Source organism: Halomonas sp. 707B3 (assembly GCF_024158645.1).
Classification (GTDB): Bacteria; Pseudomonadota; Gammaproteobacteria; order Pseudomonadales; family Halomonadaceae; genus Vreelandella; species Vreelandella lionensis.
The window spans coordinates 1-17,745 of sequence record NZ_JAMZBE010000077.1 but is presented as its reverse complement, the minus strand read 5'-3'; the positions used below and the strand labels follow the sequence as shown (position 1 = coordinate 17,745).

General features: G+C 54.5%; 18 protein-coding genes, 2 pseudogenes and 1 riboswitch. Of the genes and pseudogenes, 9 read left to right on the top strand and 11 right to left on the bottom strand.

Features of this window, described 5'->3' with window-relative positions; genetic code table 11:
* Positions 1 to 98: 98 nt before the first annotated feature.
* From bla to BIS10_RS11350, 4 genes are all read right to left on the bottom strand, one after another.
* Entirely contained in the window at positions 99 to 980 is an 882-nt protein-coding gene (gene bla / locus BIS10_RS11365; RefSeq protein ID WP_083023103.1) for a class A beta-lactamase, read from the bottom strand.
* Between the two features lie 78 nt (positions 981 to 1,058).
* Entirely contained in the window at positions 1,059 to 1,523 is a 465-nt protein-coding gene (locus tag BIS10_RS11360; protein ID WP_083023105.1) for an OsmC family protein, read from the bottom strand.
* Positions 1,524 to 1,586: 63 nt separating this feature from the next.
* Positions 1,587 to 2,108, bottom strand: coding sequence for a DUF2442 domain-containing protein (locus BIS10_RS11355; RefSeq protein WP_253505381.1), 522 nt, complete (start codon positions 2,106 to 2,108; stop codon positions 1,587 to 1,589).
* Entirely contained in the window at positions 2,102 to 2,371 is a 270-nt protein-coding gene (locus tag BIS10_RS11350) for a DUF4160 domain-containing protein (RefSeq protein WP_083023108.1), read from the bottom strand. The genes BIS10_RS11355 and BIS10_RS11350 overlap by 7 nt, the downstream gene beginning before the upstream one ends.
* Positions 2,372 to 2,538: 167 nt before the next feature.
* Here BIS10_RS11350 and BIS10_RS11345 point away from each other — a divergent pair, with 167 nt between their 5' ends.
* The 3 genes from BIS10_RS11345 (at position 2,539) to BIS10_RS11335 (ending at position 4,026) form a co-directional block, all read left to right on the top strand.
* The gene (locus BIS10_RS11345) at positions 2,539 to 3,360 is read left to right on the top strand and encodes an aldo/keto reductase (RefSeq protein ID WP_083023110.1); all 822 of its coding nucleotides are present in this window, start codon (positions 2,539 to 2,541) and stop codon (positions 3,358 to 3,360) included.
* A gap of 163 nt (positions 3,361 to 3,523) precedes the next feature.
* Entirely contained in the window at positions 3,524 to 3,775 is a 252-nt protein-coding gene (locus tag BIS10_RS11340) for a type II toxin-antitoxin system Phd/YefM family antitoxin (protein ID WP_253505379.1), read from the top strand.
* Positions 3,772 to 4,026, top strand: a complete 255-nt coding sequence (locus BIS10_RS11335) for a Txe/YoeB family addiction module toxin (protein ID WP_083023111.1) — start codon at positions 3,772 to 3,774, stop codon at positions 4,024 to 4,026. The genes BIS10_RS11340 and BIS10_RS11335 overlap by 4 nt, the downstream gene beginning before the upstream one ends.
* Before the next feature lie 76 nt (positions 4,027 to 4,102).
* Here the strand turns inward: BIS10_RS11335 and BIS10_RS11330 are convergent.
* From BIS10_RS11330 to BIS10_RS11305, 6 genes and pseudogenes are all read right to left on the bottom strand, one after another.
* Positions 4,103 to 4,213: pseudogene (locus BIS10_RS11330) on the bottom strand (type II toxin-antitoxin system YoeB family toxin); the annotation flags it as partial.
* A gap of 62 nt (positions 4,214 to 4,275) precedes the next feature.
* Positions 4,276 to 4,510, bottom strand: a pseudogene (locus tag BIS10_RS11325) (type II toxin-antitoxin system Phd/YefM family antitoxin).
* Positions 4,511 to 4,679: 169 nt separating this feature from the next.
* Complete coding sequence (locus BIS10_RS11320) at positions 4,680 to 5,078, bottom strand: hypothetical protein (protein WP_083025192.1); 399 nt, start codon at positions 5,076 to 5,078, stop codon at positions 4,680 to 4,682.
* Positions 5,079 to 5,159: 81 nt separating this feature from the next.
* Positions 5,160 to 6,017 (bottom strand): tetratricopeptide repeat protein, encoded by an 858-nt coding sequence (locus BIS10_RS11315; protein WP_139794471.1) that lies wholly within the window; start codon positions 6,015 to 6,017, stop codon positions 5,160 to 5,162.
* Between the two features lie 112 nt (positions 6,018 to 6,129).
* Positions 6,130 to 6,864 (bottom strand): hypothetical protein, encoded by a 735-nt coding sequence (locus BIS10_RS11310; protein WP_083025188.1) that lies wholly within the window; start codon positions 6,862 to 6,864, stop codon positions 6,130 to 6,132.
* 4 nt (positions 6,865 to 6,868) lie between these two features.
* A complete protein-coding gene (locus tag BIS10_RS11305; protein WP_083025186.1) occupies positions 6,869 to 7,102 on the bottom strand; it encodes a hypothetical protein in 234 nt (77 codons plus the stop codon).
* 410 nt (positions 7,103 to 7,512) lie between these two features.
* Positions 7,513 to 7,667, top strand: a riboswitch (TPP riboswitch).
* 79 nt (positions 7,668 to 7,746) lie between these two features.
* Between BIS10_RS11305 and tenA the strand changes: the two genes are divergently transcribed.
* The gene (gene tenA, locus BIS10_RS11300; RefSeq protein WP_083025185.1) at positions 7,747 to 8,415 is read left to right on the top strand and encodes a thiaminase II; all 669 of its coding nucleotides are present in this window, start codon (positions 7,747 to 7,749) and stop codon (positions 8,413 to 8,415) included.
* Positions 8,416 to 8,438: 23 nt separating this feature from the next.
* Positions 8,439 to 10,355 (top strand): phosphomethylpyrimidine synthase ThiC, encoded by a 1,917-nt coding sequence (thiC, locus tag BIS10_RS11295; protein ID WP_253505377.1) that lies wholly within the window; start codon positions 8,439 to 8,441, stop codon positions 10,353 to 10,355.
* A 30-nt stretch (positions 10,356 to 10,385) separates the two neighbouring features.
* On the opposite strand, the gene BIS10_RS11290 is transcribed toward thiC, so the two are convergent.
* Positions 10,386 to 11,465, bottom strand: coding sequence for an NAD(P)-dependent alcohol dehydrogenase (locus BIS10_RS11290; protein WP_083025184.1), 1,080 nt, complete (start codon positions 11,463 to 11,465; stop codon positions 10,386 to 10,388).
* A gap of 220 nt (positions 11,466 to 11,685) precedes the next feature.
* On the opposite strand from BIS10_RS11290, the gene BIS10_RS11285 reads away from it, so the two are divergent.
* The 4 genes from BIS10_RS11285 to BIS10_RS11270 form a co-directional block, all read left to right on the top strand.
* Positions 11,686 to 13,164: an efflux transporter outer membrane subunit gene (locus BIS10_RS11285; protein ID WP_253505375.1), complete on the top strand. Its 1,479-nt coding sequence runs from the start codon at positions 11,686 to 11,688 to the stop codon at positions 13,162 to 13,164.
* A gap of 14 nt (positions 13,165 to 13,178) precedes the next feature.
* Positions 13,179 to 14,246: an HlyD family secretion protein gene (locus BIS10_RS11280; protein WP_083025182.1), complete on the top strand. Its 1,068-nt coding sequence runs from the start codon at positions 13,179 to 13,181 to the stop codon at positions 14,244 to 14,246.
* Positions 14,243 to 17,014, top strand: a complete 2,772-nt coding sequence (gene rbbA, locus BIS10_RS11275; protein ID WP_253505373.1) for a ribosome-associated ATPase/putative transporter RbbA — start codon at positions 14,243 to 14,245, stop codon at positions 17,012 to 17,014. Before BIS10_RS11280 ends, rbbA begins: the two co-directional genes overlap by 4 nt.
* A gap of 1 nt (position 17,015) precedes the next feature.
* Positions 17,016 to 17,745 (top strand): ABC transporter permease (locus BIS10_RS11270; protein ID WP_253505371.1); only part of this gene is annotated, 730 nt, incomplete at its 3' end.

Here is a 17,745-nt window from a genome sequence, read left to right as displayed (position 1 = left end):
GCATGGCACTGTCTGGGTGAATGGCGATAATGGCTATATTGCCATGCAGGTCAGTGGGTTAGAAGTGCTTCCGGGGGCCGGTCTCACGGATTCAGGTATTAGTTATCCGCTAAGACGTCTTGAACCACTTCGCCTAAAGACGCAATGGCCGCATTACGCTCCTTAAACGATGCCTCGGTTTCGGTGATATAAAACACCACGACGGTGGGTGGCTGCTCCGGTGGCCAAATAATCGCGGTAATCGAGCGCGAGCCGTAACCACCCGCACCGGTTCTGTCTGCCATTACCCAATCAAACGGCATCGCAGCACGAAACAGGCCATCGGCCACCGCGTTCCCCTTCATCCATGCCTCTAACTGCTGACGAGACTCATCTGATAACACATCCCCAAGCACCAGCTTTTCTAACGTAGCCAGCATGGCGTTGGGTGTGGTGGTATCCCGCTCATCCCCTGGCGTGGCTTCGTTTAACTCGGTTTCGAAGCGGTCTAGGCGGGTAACGGGGTCATCCATGCTGCGCGCAAACGCCGTCACCGCTTCCGGTCCGCCTAGCGCTTGCAGCACTAGGTTGGCGGCGGTGTTATCGCTGGTGGTCATGGTGGCATCGCACAGCTCGAACAGCGTCATCGGCCGATGGCCCGCGTACTGCTCGGTGACCGGCGAGTAGGTGACCAAATCGGACTCTTCAAAACTGACCTCGGTTTCCAGCGCCAGTTGCCCCTCATCCACCTGCTCCAGCAGCGCGCCACAGGCCAGGGTTTTAAAGGTGCTAGACATGGCAAAGCGCTCATCCGCATTCACTTCCCAGCGCTGGCCCGTGGCTAAATTGTGGGCGGCAAAGCCAATACGCGCATCCAAGGTTTGCTCGATGCGCTCAAGCTCGGCGGTAATGCGATCCTCCTGCGCCATGACAGAAGACGAGGCAAACAACAGGCAAGCCGACAGCGCAGCACGCATCCAGCGTGGGTGGCGGTAGATCATTGTAGATATTCCTAAGCAGTTAGGGGAAAGCGTCCGTGCTGAGTTTAGCAGGCAAGCTCAGTAAGATAAGGTGCGAAATTAAAACTGAATCTCGGTCACCACATCGGTCTTAACAGAGTTAGCGATAAAGCACTTTTCATGGGCAGCATGATGAATCTGCTCAAGCGCCTCAATAGAGGGCGGCTCCCCTGCAAACACCGCCTTTGGCCGCAGCGTGACTTGGGTCATGGCGATCTTCCCATCGCTGCCCTTCTCCATCACCCCCACCGCGTTATCCACGTAGCTTTCCACTACCAAGCCCTGCTGGGCGGCAATGGCGAGGAAAAACAGCATATGGCAACTGGAGAGCGAAGCCACAAACGCCTCTTCCGGGTCGACGTTGGCCTCGACCGAATAAGGCAACGGGACCACATGAGGCGATGACGACGCAGGCACGCGAACGCCGCCATCAAACACCCACTCGTGCCCACGGCTATAGCGCTGATCTAGAAAGGCTTCATCAGCCCCACGGGCCCACTGAATGGAAGCGGTATACTCGGCCATTTGGGTTCCTCTGGTTCAATAGCTAGGTGCGAGTACCTTCAGTGAGTAAGCGCAGAACCCAGCTTAAATGGAAGGTTCGTTGATACTTGCAGCACGGTCTTTCGCTAGCTCAATGACGGCGTGCCCTAACTGCACAAGCGTACCGAAATTAGGCTTGGTTTCAGGTTTTAATGAACGGTAAGCGCTGGTGCGACTTTTGATACCTGCTTTCGCGATCACTTGGCTATGACCAAATTGCTCCACATAAGAGCGAATAGCGGCTTGCAAAATATCAGGGCGACCCTCTTTCATTGACTCCCAGGAAGCCTGCTTAATCACGGCTTCCATTTCTTGAACGTTAAAAAAAACGTCTGCAGGCTTTTGCTCACCTTTGGTAATGGTACGCAGTGTTGCCGCAGAAAGCTCATTGCCGCTCCAATTGAGGGAGCCTTCCGGAGTTAAGGAAAAACGCTTGAAGTCTTTGACCTCAGAAAAAGGAGGCTTACTGAAGTAAGCTGCCAAATCCGCGTGGCCCTGGTAACCATCGCTGAACGTTAGCGCCAGGGCATGATCTGAAATGACATCAACATCCACGATTTTTAGCATACGTCACCTAACTTACCTGGGTTTTCGCCATTCACTGCTTTGTGCCACATCATCATCAACTGTTCACGGTGCTCGAAAATATGGCTCTCCGCTCTCTTACGCTGCTTGTTAGGCAGATAGCCCTCTAGACATTCTCCCGTTTCAATCGCAATGATTAGCTCGTAGCTACCATACTTCACATGAAGGTGGGGTAGCTTATGTTGCTTGTTATCAAAAAAATACAAGCAAAAAGAAAGGCCTAGCAACGCATCAATTTCCGGCATGGTATCTCTAACGCCTGTTATTTCAATAGACTATAGCAGCGTATCCCTGAAGAGACAAAATAGAAAAATGTCGAGGCACGGATCGTCTACGATGGGAGCATGAACGGCGATGGCCTTGGGCAGTCAGAACCACATCACAGCAGCGAATGACACTAGGAGAGCGAGATATGCAGACAATAGAGCTAGGCGGCGTAAGCGTACCCCGTATCGGCCAGGGCACCTGGCATATGGGCGAGGATGCCGGGCAGCGGCAGGCTGAAATCAGGGCGCTGCGTGAAGGTATAGACCTGGGCATGACGCTGATCGATACCGCCGAGATGTATGCCGAAGGCGGAGCTGAAGAAATCGTGGGCGAAGCCATTCGCGGGCGGCGCGATGAGGTGTATCTCGTCAGCAAGGTTTACCCGCACAACGCCAGCACCCAGGGTGTTCAAGCCGCCTGCGAGCGCAGCCTGCGCCGATTGGGCACCGATACGATTGACCTCTACCTGCTGCACTGGCGCGGCCAGTACCCGCTGAGCGAAACCGTGGAAGCGTTTGAGCGGCTGCGCGAGCAGGGCAAGATTCTGCGCTGGGGCGTGTCGAACTTCGACGTTGACGACCTAGAAGAGCTAAACGCGCCCGCTTGCGCCACCAATCAGGTGCTCTACAACCCCGAAGCACGGGGCATTGAATACGACCTGTTGCCCTGGCAAGCACAGCACCATATGCCGCTTATGGCCTACTGCCCCATCGGGCAAGGCGGCGCGCTACTTCGTGACGCCACCCTGCAACACATCGCCGACAAACACAGCGCCACCCCCGCGCAAGTCGCGCTTGCCTGGGCACTGCGCCACCCCGGTGTGATTGCGATTCCGAAAGCCGTAAATCTGGACCATCTCAAACAGAACGCTGATGCTGATAAGGTCAGGCTTGATGACGAGGATTTGGCACAGATGGATGCCGCCTACGCGCCACCAATACGTAAGCAGGGTTTAATGATGGTGTGAGCAAGCGCCTATCAACGGCTTAGCGTGGGATACGATTCGTGGGCATCAGCGGCTCAACCGCTGTTTTTAAGTGGAGAAAACCGAACGCTGCGAAGCCAATTGGCAAACCCCACCCTGTACGCTATTCTGTACATTAACAACATCGCGTACAGGAATACTCTTTATGGATGCCATCAGCTACACCGCCGCTAGAACCAACCTAGCAAAAACCATGGAGCAGGTTTGTGAAGACCACTCTCCTATGATCATCACCCGCAATAAGGCGCAATCCGTGGTCATGATCTCTCTCGAAGACTATGAAGCACTACAAGAGACGGCATACCTCCTGCGCACACCCAAGAACGCCCGCCGTTTACTGGAATCCGTTGCCGAGTTGGAGCAAGGGGATGGTCAGGAAAAGGAGCTTCTTGAATGAAGCTCATCTTTTCCGAGAACGCCTGGGAGGACTATTTGTACTGGCAGAAAACCGATAAGAAGGTTCTTAACCGAATCAACAAGCTAATCAAAGAAATCAAGCGAGCGCCATTTGAAGGAGTCGGCAAGCCAGAACCCCTTAAACATAACCTCGCGGGTTACTGGTCTCGGCGAATCAACGAAGAACACCGCATCGTTTACAAGGTCACGGACGACGCTTTGCTTATTGCTCAGCTCAGATATTACTACTGATTTAACCTGAGCTTTGCGGCAATTTTGGAGTCGCTAAGCGGTGGAAAACAGCGCTGCAACAGCGGCTGGTGATGCATTATTCGTAGTGGCTCCAGAGTCTAAGAACTTTCACCACTCGCTCGTCCTCAAGCACTTGGTAGACCAAACGGTGCTGAATATTGATGCGGCGTGAATAGGCCCCCCGTAAAATCACCTGTGCATCTTTATGTGCTTGCTTGGTGTAAACCAACGTCCAAGTCACCAGTCCAGCTATTTATCGCATTCATCCACGGGGGTCTCCATCCCCTTACGAATAGACTCCCTCATACCTGGCACGGAGAGCAGGTAAAGTGTTTCCTGAATGGCGGACCAACTTTCTTCGGAAACCAGAACGGCTTTGTTGCGCTTATCCATAATGACGATGGGTTGGTGGGACTCGGCAGACGGTCTCGTCGATCAACCGATTTAGGTTGCTGCGCGCCTCAGTGGCTGTGATTCCGGTTATGGCGCACCTCTTGCGTGCTTAACTTTCCTTGAAATGTACGCTTTTGGGTACGTACGTTAAGACGGACGCCACTGCATAACGCCGCCAGCACGCGCGGTTTAGTAGTGAAGGCGAAGCCGCAACGGAAAAGCCGTCGCTGTGCCTGGCCTTGTTAGGCTTTGAATCAATCCTAGAAAAGGTCATCAGAAGCATGCTTAGATTTCGGACTCCTACCTTTATTCATTAGCTTTCCCAAGTTATTCTTGGCTAAGAAAAGAATTTCACTAATCTGAGGCTCGATGGAGTATAGAGACACACCCACTTCTGGAGCGGCCAGCAAATGAATAACATTCCACGACTGATGTGGCTTGACATGTTCTGGCAGCGAGAACATTAAGCATAAAGCCGCACGAGCGAGCTGCTCCTTGCTCGGCAAATCTTTCTCATTATTTCTTACCGACCAAATATAATGTTCGACCATGTCCTCAGATTCCACAAATTCATTGGCGAATTTCTCGTCGTTCATAGTGGCTAGAGTTTCGGCATAACTGAAAAACTCACGAGGGATTTTTTTATTTTTCTGTTTCACTTGAAACTCCGCGTTTTGAAAAAATCCTCTAGAAGATGACGTTAGGAATATTCATTTTAAAAAATTATTCAATACTTGAAGCTATTCAATAAGCCATATTGGGCCGAAGGAACTGAAACAAGCATTTAATACGGCGGAGCTTGTAATGCCACCCATTGGGATAAGCTCGCCCCATTTGTTTATTTGAAAAACAACGGTTTCGAAAGATCTGCCATTGGATAATTCATGTGAATCGACAATCCTAACTTCGCCATCCCTTTCCAAAACGAAGGTATTAGTTTTTATTTCATTTCCGTTTTGACTAGGAAGCCTAGCAAGAATTATATTGAACAAAGGTAGGTAGCGGTCATCCATTCTGCTGTTACATTTGATATCGAAGTTGCGAACGATTTCTTCGGCATCACGTGTTTCAAAATGAACCATGTCCCCATAGTCTTTTGCCAGCTCAGCAATATACATTAAATTGGAAGGATTAATCCATTGAGCGGCACTCATTTGGTTTTGTGGCGCTCCGCGCCCACGATCATACATAGACGCAAGGAGTTCTTGAGCCCTTATTTTACCTTTAAGAGCAGCACTGCGGAACCATTTAACTGCTTCCTGATCGTTTTGTTCGACGCCGCGACCATTAGCATAGGCAATCCCAAGGTTAGTTTGAGCCCATGCTAATCCCTGATTGGCAGCTAAGCTATGCCATTTAAATGCTTCTACAAGATCTTTCTTAACCCCTCGTCCGTGTTCATACATCAACGCAAGATTAGCTTGAGCCTCAGAATTTCCCTGTTCAGCAAGAGGTTTGAACAATCTAAAAGCGGTAGAGTAATCCTTTTCCTCCAGAGCTTTTTCAGCCGCGGAGAATGATTGCAATAGTGTCAATTCTTGTCCAAAAACAGGTGCGTAAAGACAAAGAACAAGTATGAATATAGGATAACGAATCACAATTTTTGAAACCTCTTCTGATTAAGTCCTACCGCAAAAGCTATTGATTGCGTGATGGCATAAATTTTTACAAGGCCTGCCTGCTGGTTGATTGGCATGAATTTTTATGCTTTTATCTCAACCCAAAATCATCGTTCGGAGCGAGCAAAAGCTTTGGCCCTGAGCACCAGCGAAATTCACCTTCGGAAGGTAGCTCGTGTGGAAACGGCAAAACTCCGAGTTCATACGCATTTAAAAGAGCATCTGTTGAAAGGTGTTTATCACCTTGCTCTACACATTTGTCGCAAACGAGACGACTGTTCACGGCGCGAACTTCTGTATACCTCAAAATCTTAGATTTTCGTAAGATCTCGTAATTTTCTCTAATTGCTTTTGAGAAGCCTTGCACTGCTTTGGGGTCGCATATCCCTAAGAGTTGGTTGCATGCCTCATAGGATTCTCGGGGCTCTGGAGATGACGCGCGATATATTGCCTCACGCGCTGTAGTTCCAGCCAATGTTATCGTAACGGGAGAAGGAAAGAAGGAGACTGAACTCAATATGCTTTCGAACTTTTCCCAAAACTCTTCAATACCAAGGGTGTAGCCATTTAATTCAATTTTACGAATTTCACGTATCTTTTCGTTTGCTTTCCTAACGCGTTCTTGTTCGAGTTCAAACGGCGTTATCCCAATTCTCCGTGCGAGCGCTATTTGGTCTTCCGCTTCACTGAGAACTTTGTCTTTTAGCGCTACACGCTGTTCCGGTGTAAGTTCGATATAACAGTTGATGAGGCTTTCTATCTCAAACCAGACTTTATCTTTGTATTTTTCCTCATCCGAACTGAGGTCAGCGATGTTTTTTATCATTGCCCTATTCATCCGTACTGATATTTATTTCGGAGATCGGAACTCTCACGTGTGTTGAATTCTCCTCACTAAGCCACTGAGGAAGAATTGATAACTCTAGGTTGATTGGCACATTGGGGTCATCAAATTTCCCGTTCTCAAGTGCAGCAACAAGTGCCACCTTGGTTTTTTTGTCCAAGTAGATATTGAGTAAGGCTCCCTCACTCCGATGCCGAATGTATATCTCAATGCCGCTCATTTCATTTTTCCTTCTTCGGTTACACAGCGTAACTCGGCAGCCTAACAGTGATTATACACCCTGCAATAAAACCTCAATGAACGCGACGTCACATTGACTGCTGGTTCACAGCCATCAAATTGACTCTACACCATTGACTCTATTGAAAGCAAAGCGAATTTTGGCTTTATATCCAAAATTCGCGGGCTTGCGCGTTTTGCTTGCCTCAATAATACTGTCTTTATGAACAGCATAATTGGGGCATCCACCTATGAAACTGATGGAACGCGTCAAGGCAACCATAGGGGGCAAGCACTCAATGCCATCGTCTTTTCTTGTTGTTTATTGATTTCACGGCAGCCCACTTCTGTGCGCCCAATAAAATAAGCCCCCTTGCATCTCCCCCACCCGCCTCCTACACTCCATCCACGAACAGCTTGACGGGGTGCCGGTGATATCCGGCTGAGATGGCGCAGGGTGAGCTTTTGGCTACCGAGCGCTGGTCCCGCTGAACCTGATCCGGCTAATGCACTGCTTTTTGAATGGCGGCGCGGGTACCGGCGTAGGGATCAAGCGATGGCCGCGGCGCACCTTTACGCCACCCTTCCGTGCCATTCCCTCGATCTTTCTCGCCTGCCCTCCGGATCATTACCACCGGAGGCATCATGGGCTACCGCTTTACCGATCTCACCACCGCTTGCCAAGACGATTGGTGCGCTTATATCGAGCACGATTTCGTGCGCCAGCTGGGCAACGCCACGCTGCCTGAGGCGTCGTTTCGCCACTACCTGAAGCAGGATTACCTGTTCTTGATCCACTTCGCCCGCGCCTACGCGCTGGCCGCCTACAAAAGCCCCACCCTGGCGGATCTGCGCCAAGCCCATGAAGGCCTGAAAGCCATTGTGGATGTGGAGCTGGGCTTGCACGTGGGCTTTTGCGAGGAGTGGGGCATCAGTGAGCAAGCGCTTGCCGAACTCCCCGAAGCCCGCGCCACGCTGGCCTACACCCGCTATGTGTTGGATACCGGCAACCGAGGCGATCTGCTGGATTTGCACGTGGCGCTGGCCCCCTGCTTGGTGGGCTACGGCGAAATCGCCAACTGGCTGAACGCGCAGCCTTCTACCCTGCGCGACGCGCAAAACCCTTTCGATGCTTGGATTGCCATGTACGAAGGCGAGGAATTCCAAGCCGCCATGCAGGCGGAACTTGCGTGGCTGGATGCCCGCTTAGCCGATGTCACCCCCGCCCGTTTTGCTGAGCTAAGCAAAATCTTCCGCGATGCCACCCGCCTGGAAATCGATTTTTGGCAGATGGGTTTAGACCTTTCTGAATAATGACCAACAACAAGGAAACCGTTATGACCAAGACTGTTAAAAGTAAAACTGCCCACTTTTTAGCCGAAACCGCCCAGGTGGATGCCGCCGCCGTGGCGCCGCTGCCCGGCTCGCGCAAGGTGTACGTGGAAGGCTCGCGGCCAGATATTCGCGTGCCGTTTCGGGAAATCACTCTCTCGCCCACCAAAACCAGTGGCGTGGATGAACAGAACCCGCCGCTGCTGGTGTACGACACCTCCGGCCCCTACACCGATCCCAACGCCAATATCGATTTGCGCCAAGGCCTGCCGGAGCTTCGCCGGGCCTGGATTGAAGAGCGCAACGACACCGAGTTTTTAGATGGCCCCACCAGCCAATACGGCCAGCGCCGCGCCAACGACCCGACGCTGGCCCAGCTGCGCTTTGATTTAACCCGCACCCCGCGCCGGGCACAAGCGGGCAAGAACGTGACCCAGCTGCACTACGCCCGCCAGGGCATCATCACGCCGGAAATGGAGTTTATCGCCCTGCGGGAAAACCAACGCCGCCAGGCGTTGGGTACGGCAGAGGTGGAGCGCATTCTGGGCCATCAGCATGCGGGCCAGAGCTTTGGCGCTAGCCTGCCCAAGGAAATTACCCCGGAGTTCGTGCGCGATGAGGTGGCCCGTGGGCGGGCGATTATTCCCAATAACATCAACCATCCGGAAAGCGAGCCGATGATCATTGGCCGCAACTTCCTGGTGAAGATCAACGGCAACCTGGGCAACTCGGCGGTCACCTCTTCCATTGAAGAGGAAGTGGACAAGATGACCTGGGGCATCCGCTGGGGCGCGGATACCATCATGGACCTCTCCACCGGCCAGAACATCCATGAAACCCGCGAGTGGATCATCCGCAACTCGCCGGTGCCGATTGGTACGGTGCCCATCTATCAGGCGCTGGAGAAGGTCAACGGCATTGCCGAAAACCTCACCTGGGAGATCTTCCGCGATACGCTGATCGAGCAGGCGGAACAGGGGGTGGATTACTTCACCATTCACGCGGGGGTGCTGCTGCGCTATGTGCCGCTCACCGCCAACCGCGTCACCGGCATTGTTAGCCGTGGCGGCTCCATCATGGCAAAGTGGTGTTTGTATCACCATCAAGAGAGCTTCCTGTATACCCACTTCGAGGAGATCTGCGAGATCTGCAAGCAGTACGATGTGGCGTTCTCGCTGGGCGACGGCCTGCGCCCCGGCTCGATTGCCGATGCCAATGATGAAGCGCAAATGGCGGAGCTGAAAACCCTAGGCGAGCTGACCCACATTGCCTGGAAGCACGATGTACAGGTGATGATCGAAGGCCCCGGCCATGTGCCCATGCACCTGGTGAAGGAGAACATGGACAAGCAGCTGGAGTACTGCGACGAAGCGCCCTTCTATACCCTTGGGCCGCTGGTGACGGATATCGCCCCCGGCTACGACCATATTACCTCTGGCATTGGGGCGGCGATGATTGGTTGGTTTGGCTGCGCCATGCTCTGCTACGTGACGCCGAAAGAGCACCTGGGCCTGCCCAATAAGGACGACGTAAAAACCGGCATCATTACCTACAAGATTGCCGCCCACGCAGCGGATTTAGCCAAGGGCCATCCGGCCGCGCAGCGCCGTGATAATGCGCTCTCCAAGGCGCGCTTCGAGTTCCGCTGGGAGGACCAGTTCAACCTGGGCCTAGACCCCGACACCGCGCGGGAATACCACGATGAAACCCTACCGAAGGACTCCGCCAAGGTGGCGCACTTCTGCTCCATGTGCGGGCCGAAGTTCTGCTCGATGAAGATCAGTCAGGAAGTGCGCGATACCTACCGCGACCGCGCCCCGGAAAACGCCAGCGAAAGCGACGCCGAAGCAGTGAAGCGCGGCATGCAGGAGCAGGCGGAGAAGTTCCGCCGGGAAGGCAGCGAGCTTTACCAGGAGGTATAAAAAAGCGGCATCGCACGCTGCCTGTGGCCCTCAGGAAACCTTGAGGGCCACTTTTAATACGCCGTCGCGCTGGTGGGAGAACAGGTCGTAGGCTTCGACGATATTATCCAGCGCGTAACGGTGGGTCACCATGGGGCCAAGATCCAACCGTCCGGCGGCAATGATGCTCATCAGCCTGCGCATACGCTCTTTGCCGCCAGGGCAAAGTGAGGTAACGATCTTGTGGTCACCCAGGCCCGCACAGAAAGCACCCAGCGGAATCGTTAGGTCTTGGGAGTAAACACCCAGGCTGGAGAGCGTTCCACCGGGTTTTAGCACCCGCAGAGCGGACTCAAAAGTCTGTTGCAGTCCAAGCGCTTCAATCGCGGAATCGACGCCGCGCCCGCCGGTGATTTTGAGAATTTCCTCGACCACATCCACCTTGCGGAAATCCAGCGTTACATCCGCGCCCATCTGCTTGGCCATCTGTAAACGCTCATCAACACCGTCTACCGCAATGATCATCCCGGCCCCACGCAACCGCGCACCCGCCGTGGCGCATAGGCCAATCGGCCCTTGGGCGAATACCGCCACCGTGTCGCCAATTTTGATACCAGCGGCTTCGGCACCGGCAAAGCCGGTGGACATAATATCCGGGCACATCAGCACTTGTTCGTCGGTTAGGCCATCCGGCACTGGCGAGAGGTTGGCCTGGGCATCCGGCACCAGCAGGTACTCGGCTTGGGCGCCGTCGATGGTGTTACCAAAGCGCCAGCCGCCCATCGGTTTATACCCGTGGCCGTGGTGGCCGCCATCCTGCGAGCAGCAATCATCCTGGCAGGCGTAGGAGGTAAAACTGGGGCAGATGGCGCCAGCAATGACCCGCTGGCCTTCTTGGTAGCCCTTAACGTTGGCACCCAGTTTTTCAATAATACCCACGGGTTCATGGCCGATGGTTAAGCCGCGCTCCACCGGGTACTCACCTTTCAGGATATGTATATCGGTGCCGCAGATCGTGGTGGTGGTCACACGCATCAGCGCGTCGTTGGGGCCGATCTCGGGAATGGGTTTTTCGTCAATTTCGATGCGGCCGGGCTCAACGAAAATGGCCGCTTTCATCATGGTAGGCATGGAACACTTCCTCAGTGAGGGGAGTCATGACACATCACCATTACGTCATAGCAGGCGTTCCGCTATCTTGCGCTCCATCAAGGTTGTGCAAGATAAAAATAGTCGCCTGATCGGTTGTTTATTGATCTATGTCAATGCGATCAATTATCAATAATTAGATACTAAAATAGTGCTTTCAATTTAACCGTAGTGCTTCTCCCTGAGCGTGGCGGCGATACTCATGGTTTCAACCGTGTTTTGTATTCCGAGAGTACGACCTGACTTTTTGCTCAGCACGGTACTGATGCTGCCTCTGGCCGGGTGCATCTCGCTACCACCGCCCGACTCCACTCCAGCGGTTGAACTGCCCTCCACCTACCAAGTTGGCTCAACGGCACTCTCTGAAATATCTGCAGCTCCCAACCTCCCCTGGCGCGACTACTTTACCGATTTGCAGCTACAGCGCCTGATTGAACAAGCACTGACCACCAACCGCCATTTGCGCAGCGCACTGCTGAGGGTTGAGCAGGCTCGCGCCCTCTATGGCATTCAGCAATCAGAGTTGCTGCCAACCATCGGTGCCGAAGCCAGTAGCGAGCGCTCTCGTGTGCCTAGCGACCTGAATGCCCCCAGCGCTCCTCAAGTTAGCAACCGATATGAGGTGGGCGTTGGTTTCAACCACTGGGAGCTGGATTTCTGGGGCCGGGTACGTAGCCTGAACGAGGCTGCATTAGAAGAGTACTTGGCCACCGACGAGGCGCGCCGCGCTGTCGAACTGAGCCTTATCGCTCAAGTGGCCAATAGTTACTACCTGTTGCTGGAGCTTGATAACCGCCTACAGCTCGCCCACCAGACCATCGCAAGCCGCGAACAGTCCTTACTGATTTTTAACCGTCGAGTCGAGGTGGGCGCCGCAGCGCAGCTTGAACTGCGTCAAGTCGAGGTGTTGCTGCATCAAGCAAGGGCGCTCGGTGCTCAGCTCGAGAATGCCCGCGCCCAACAGGCCAATGCCCTGGCGTTACTGCTGGGCTCCCCCGCCGAAACAGCGTGGCAGCTACCCCCGTTGGCAGATAGCGATGAATTGTTTGCCCTGCCTCCCGGCCTGCCTTCCGAGTTACTGGTTAATCGCCCTGATATTCGTGCGGCAGAACATGCGCTGCGTGCGGCTAATGCCAATATCAGCGCGGCACGGGCAGCGTTTTTTCCGCGCATTGCCCTCACCAGCTCGCTAGGCACTGCCAGTAGAGATCTCGACAACCTATTCAGTCACGATAGCCGTACCTGGCAATTCGCCCCTACGACCTCGTTACCGATCTTCACTGCTGGCCGACTTCGCGCCAGTCTCAATTTAGCCGAAGTGCGTCGTGAGCAGGCGGTGGTGGATTATGAACAGACTGTTCAGGAGGCATTCCGCGATGTTGCGGACGCCTTGGCAGCAGAGCGGTGGCTAGTGGAAGAGGCACAAACGGCTAGCGATTTGCTCGCTGCACAACGCGAGCGCGCACGCCTCGCGCAGCTACGTTATGACCACGGGGCAGTACCCTATTTAGAGGTGCTCGACGCCCAGCGTGACCTGCTGGATGCCGAGCAGCAACAGGTACAGATACGTCGTAAAATGATTTCAGCCCGCATCGCGCTGTATGCCGCGCTGGGTGGCGGAGAGCATCAGGCGGCTATCGAAAGCGCTCGTACCCACCGTTCTCTTGTTCACTCTCTATAGGGCGCCCATACGTCATGCACGCCATTAAAAAACTGTTGATTGCCCTGGCTATTCTTGCCGTCGCCGCTGGGCTTTATTACTACTGGGTCGACCTGGATGACGAGGGTTTCGGTGAAGGCTTTGCCAGTGGAAATGGCCGTCTTGAGGCCGTCGAAATTGATATCGCGACCAAGCTTGCCGGGCGCATTCACAACGTATTGGTCGACGAAGGCGACATGGTCATCGTTGGCCAAACGCTGGCGCTAATGGATACGAAAGCGCTAGAGGCACAACGGGACGAGGCTATTGCCCAACATCAACAGGCCACCCATCTCGTGCTCAGTGCCGAGGCTCAGGTCGTCATGCGCGAAAGCGATCAGGCGGCCGCTGAAGCGACCGTGGTACAGCGCGAGAGCGAACTCGATTCAGCCCAGCGCCACCTGGCACGCACTGAGGCGCTTGCCCGTGATGGTGCCGCCTCAACCCAAGAGCTTGATGATGACCGTGCCCGTGTCAATGGTTCTCAAGCCGCCGTTAGCGCGGCCAGGGCCCAAGTAGCGGCTGCCAGGGCCGCAGTGGAAGCGGCACGCGCGCAGTTAATCGGTACTCGCTCTAGTGTGACAGCGGCTTTGGCCACCATCGCCCGTATCGACGCCGATATCAATGATAGCCAGCTGGTGTCACCTCGGGATGGTCGTGTGCAATTTCGCGTCGCCCAGCCCGGCGAGGTGCTTGCTGCAGGAGGCCGGGTACTCAATCTGGTCGACCTGAATGATGTTCACATGGCCTTCTTCTTACCCACGGAGATTGTCGGTCGAGTAGCGCTGGGTAGTGAAGCTCGCATCGTGCTCGATACCATGCCCAACTTCCCGATTCCCGCACGTATCTCCTTCGTTTCCAGCACTGCGCAATTTACGCCCAGAACCGTGGAGACAGCTTCCGAGCGCCAGAAACTCATGTTTCGGGTTAAGGCACAGATCGACCCGGAGCTACTACGTGAGCATCAAGACCAGGTTAAAACCGGCCTACCAGGCGTCGCTTGGGTCAAGCTGGATGCCGACGCTGAGTGGCCGGCCGCGCTGGCGGGCCAGGCCTTACCATGACCCCGCTCCCTTCCACCAACGCGGCGGCTGAATCTCCCAAAAGCGTCGCGCAACTGGTGGGCGTGCGCCTGCACTACCGCAAGAAGAGAGTGCTGGATGGCATTGACCTGGAGATACCCGGTGGCTGCATGGTGGGGCTGATCGGCCCTGACGGTGTCGGTAAATCCAGCCTGCTGGCGCTACTGGCTGGGGCACGCGCTGTGCAGGAGGGCTCGGTCACTTCGTTAGGGGGCGACATGCGCGATAAGCGGCATCGCAAGCGCATAGGAGCCCGTATCGCCTACATGCCCCAGGGGCTAGGCAAGAATCTTTACCCTACGCTGTCGGTGGAGGAGAATCTGCAATTCTTCGCCCGGCTGTTTGGCCACGGAGCCAGCGAACGCCGCCGCCGTATTGATGATCTTACCCGCAGAACGGGGTTGCTGCCGTTTCTAAACCGCCATGTAAGCAAGCTCTCCGGTGGCATGAAGCAGAAGCTTGGGTTGTGCTGCGCATTGATCCATGACCCCGACCTGTTGCTTCTTGACGAGCCCACCACTGGTGTCGATCCGCTGGCCCGTGTTCAGTTTTGGGAGCTAATCGCCCGCCTTCGCGCTGAGCGTCCGCAAATGAGCATCATCGTGGCCACTGCTTATATGGATGAAGCCCAGCGATTCGATTGGCTGGTAGCCATGGATGCGGGTCGCATACTGGCTACCGGTGATGCACCCGCACTGTTAGCACGCACTGAGTGCGATTCACTCGATGCGGCCTTTATCAAGCTGCTGCCAGAAGAGAAAAAGCGCGGCTACCACCCCATTCACATCCCTCCTTTACCTGCCGTTGCCGATACAGACATCGCCATCGAAGCTAAGGGCTTGACCATGCGTTTCGGCGACTTTATCGCCGTTGATCACGTCAGTTTTCGCATTCGCCGTGGTGAAATCTTTGGCTTTCTCGGCTCCAATGGCTGCGGCAAGTCAACAACCATGAAGATCCTCACCGGCCTGCTGCCCGCAAGCGAAGGGCAGGCCTGGCTGCTGGGCCAGGAGGTAGATCCCCGCGATATGGATACCCGCCGCCGGGTGGGTTATATGTCCCAAACGTTCTCGCTGTATAACGAGCTGACCGTGCACCAGAATCTGGTTCTGCATGCCCGCTTGTTTCAGATTGGTAAACATGAGATCCCCACTCGGGTCGATGAGATGGTCAAGCGCTTCATGCTCGATAATGTTCTCAATGAGCTGCCCGAAAGCTTGCCTCTGGGGGTGCGCCAGCGATTATCGTTAGCAGTGGCGATGGTACACAGACCCGAGCTACTGATACTCGACGAACCCACCTCAGGCGTCGACCCGATAGCCCGTGACCATTTCTGGCATCTTTTGATTGAGCTGTCGCGACGAGACCGGGTGACGATTTTTATCTCTACCCATTTCATGAACGAAGCTGAGCGCTGCGACCGCATATCGATGATGCACGCGGGACAAGTGCTTGACAGCGATACGCCAGCAGCGCTCATCAAGAAGCGAGGAGCCGCATCGCTGGAAGAGGCTTTTATCGGCTATCTGCTTGGTGCCCAAGAAAGTGACAAGCCACCACACACTAGCGATGCCTTGGTCACCTCTTCCCCTTCCGATGATAAGGCGCGCTTTACAGCACCACGCCACCGGCATTTTAGCTTCCAGAGGATGCTCAGCTATATGTGGCGCGAAACGCTGGAGCTTCGCCGTGATCCTGTACGCGCGTCCCTGGCCTTAGCTGGTTCGCTGATTCTGATGTGCGTAATCAGCTTCGGCGTGAGCATGGATGTGGAGAATCTTAGCTATGCGATCCTTGACCGCGACCAGACTACTATCAGCCACCATTACGCGCTGAACCTGTCGGCATCGCCCCATTATTTTACTGAGCATGCCCCTCTTTATGACTATGCCGAGTTGGATCGACGCATGCGCAGTGGAGAGCTGGCCCTGGCAATCGAAATCCCCGAAGGGTTTGGCAGAGACGTCATACGTAGCCACGATGCAGCCATCGGGGCGTGGATTGATGGTGCTATGCCCCAGCGCGCTGAAACCGTACAGGGCTATGTACTGGGTATTCACCAGCAGTGGCTGCAAGGCCGTAACGAAAACACCAACGGACCGCCAGCGGCCAGCATCGAAAACCGCTACCGTTACAACCCCGATATACAGAGCCTTTCGGCCATGGTGCCCGCCGTTATTCCCATGCTGTTGTTAATGCTGCCAGCCATGCTGACCGCGCTCTCAGTGGTGCGCGAGAAGGAAATGGGGTCGATCATCAACCTTTATGTCACGCCGGTGACCCGTACCGAATTCCTGGTGGGCAAGCAAATTTTTTACATCGGCTTGGCAATGGTCAACTTTTTGCTGATGACCGGACTGGCAGTCACCCTCTTCGGCGTACCGATGACGGGCAGCTTTTGGGCGCTGGCCCTTTCGGCGCTGGTATTCTCTATCATCTCTACCGGCATGGGCCTGCTGGCATCCACCATCACCCGCAGTCAAATCGCTGCCATGTTCTTTGCCATGATTGGCACCTTAATCCCCGCCACCCAGTTTTCGGGGCTGACCGACCCTGTTTCGTCACTGGACGGACTCGGGCGCTTTATCGGTAATATTTATCCGGCAACCTATATGTTCGCTATCAGCCGCGGCGTATTCAGCAAAGCACTCACCCTACGGGATCTTATCGGTTCACTCTTGCCGATGCTGCTGTCGGTGCCAGTGATAACAGGTCTGGCAATCGCCTTACTTAAGAAGCAGGAGCGTTAGCATGCACCGGCTTACGCTTATTTTTCGCCTCGGTATCAAGGAGTTCTGGAGCTTATTGCGCGACCCGGCAATGCTGGTGCTTATTGTTTATGTGTTCAGTGTCGCCGTTTACGCCTCAGCCACGGCGTTGCCCGAGACGTTGAACAAAGCGCCTATTGCTATCGTCGATGAAGACGGCTCGCCTCTCTCTGCACGGATCATCTCTGCGTTTTACCCACCACAATTCCTATACCCAGAAATGATCTCATTTTCGGAGATGGATGCTGGGCTCGATGCTGGAGACTACACCTTCGTGCTAGTCATTCCTTTCGATTTCCAGCGCGATGTACTTGCTGGGCATACACCCGCCCTACAGCTTAATATTGATGCCACGCGCATGAGCCAAGCCTTTTCGGGTAACAGCTATGTGCAGCAGATCGTGATGAGTGAGGTCAACACGTTTGTTCAGCGCTACCGTGAAAGCGCTTCACCTGCGGTTGACCTGGTGCTGCGAGCCCGCTTCAATCCTGGGCTGGAACATTACTGGTTTGGCTCGCTGATGGCGATTGTCGATAACGTCACGCTGCTCTCGATTATTCTTACCGGCGCAGCGCTAATACGCGAACGTGAACACGGTACCATCGAGCACCTATTGGTCATGCCCATCTCACCAACCGAGATCATGCTCGCCAAGGTATGGTCAATGGGGGCCGTGGTCTTACTGGCGGTGGCCCTCTCCCTCACCTTTATTG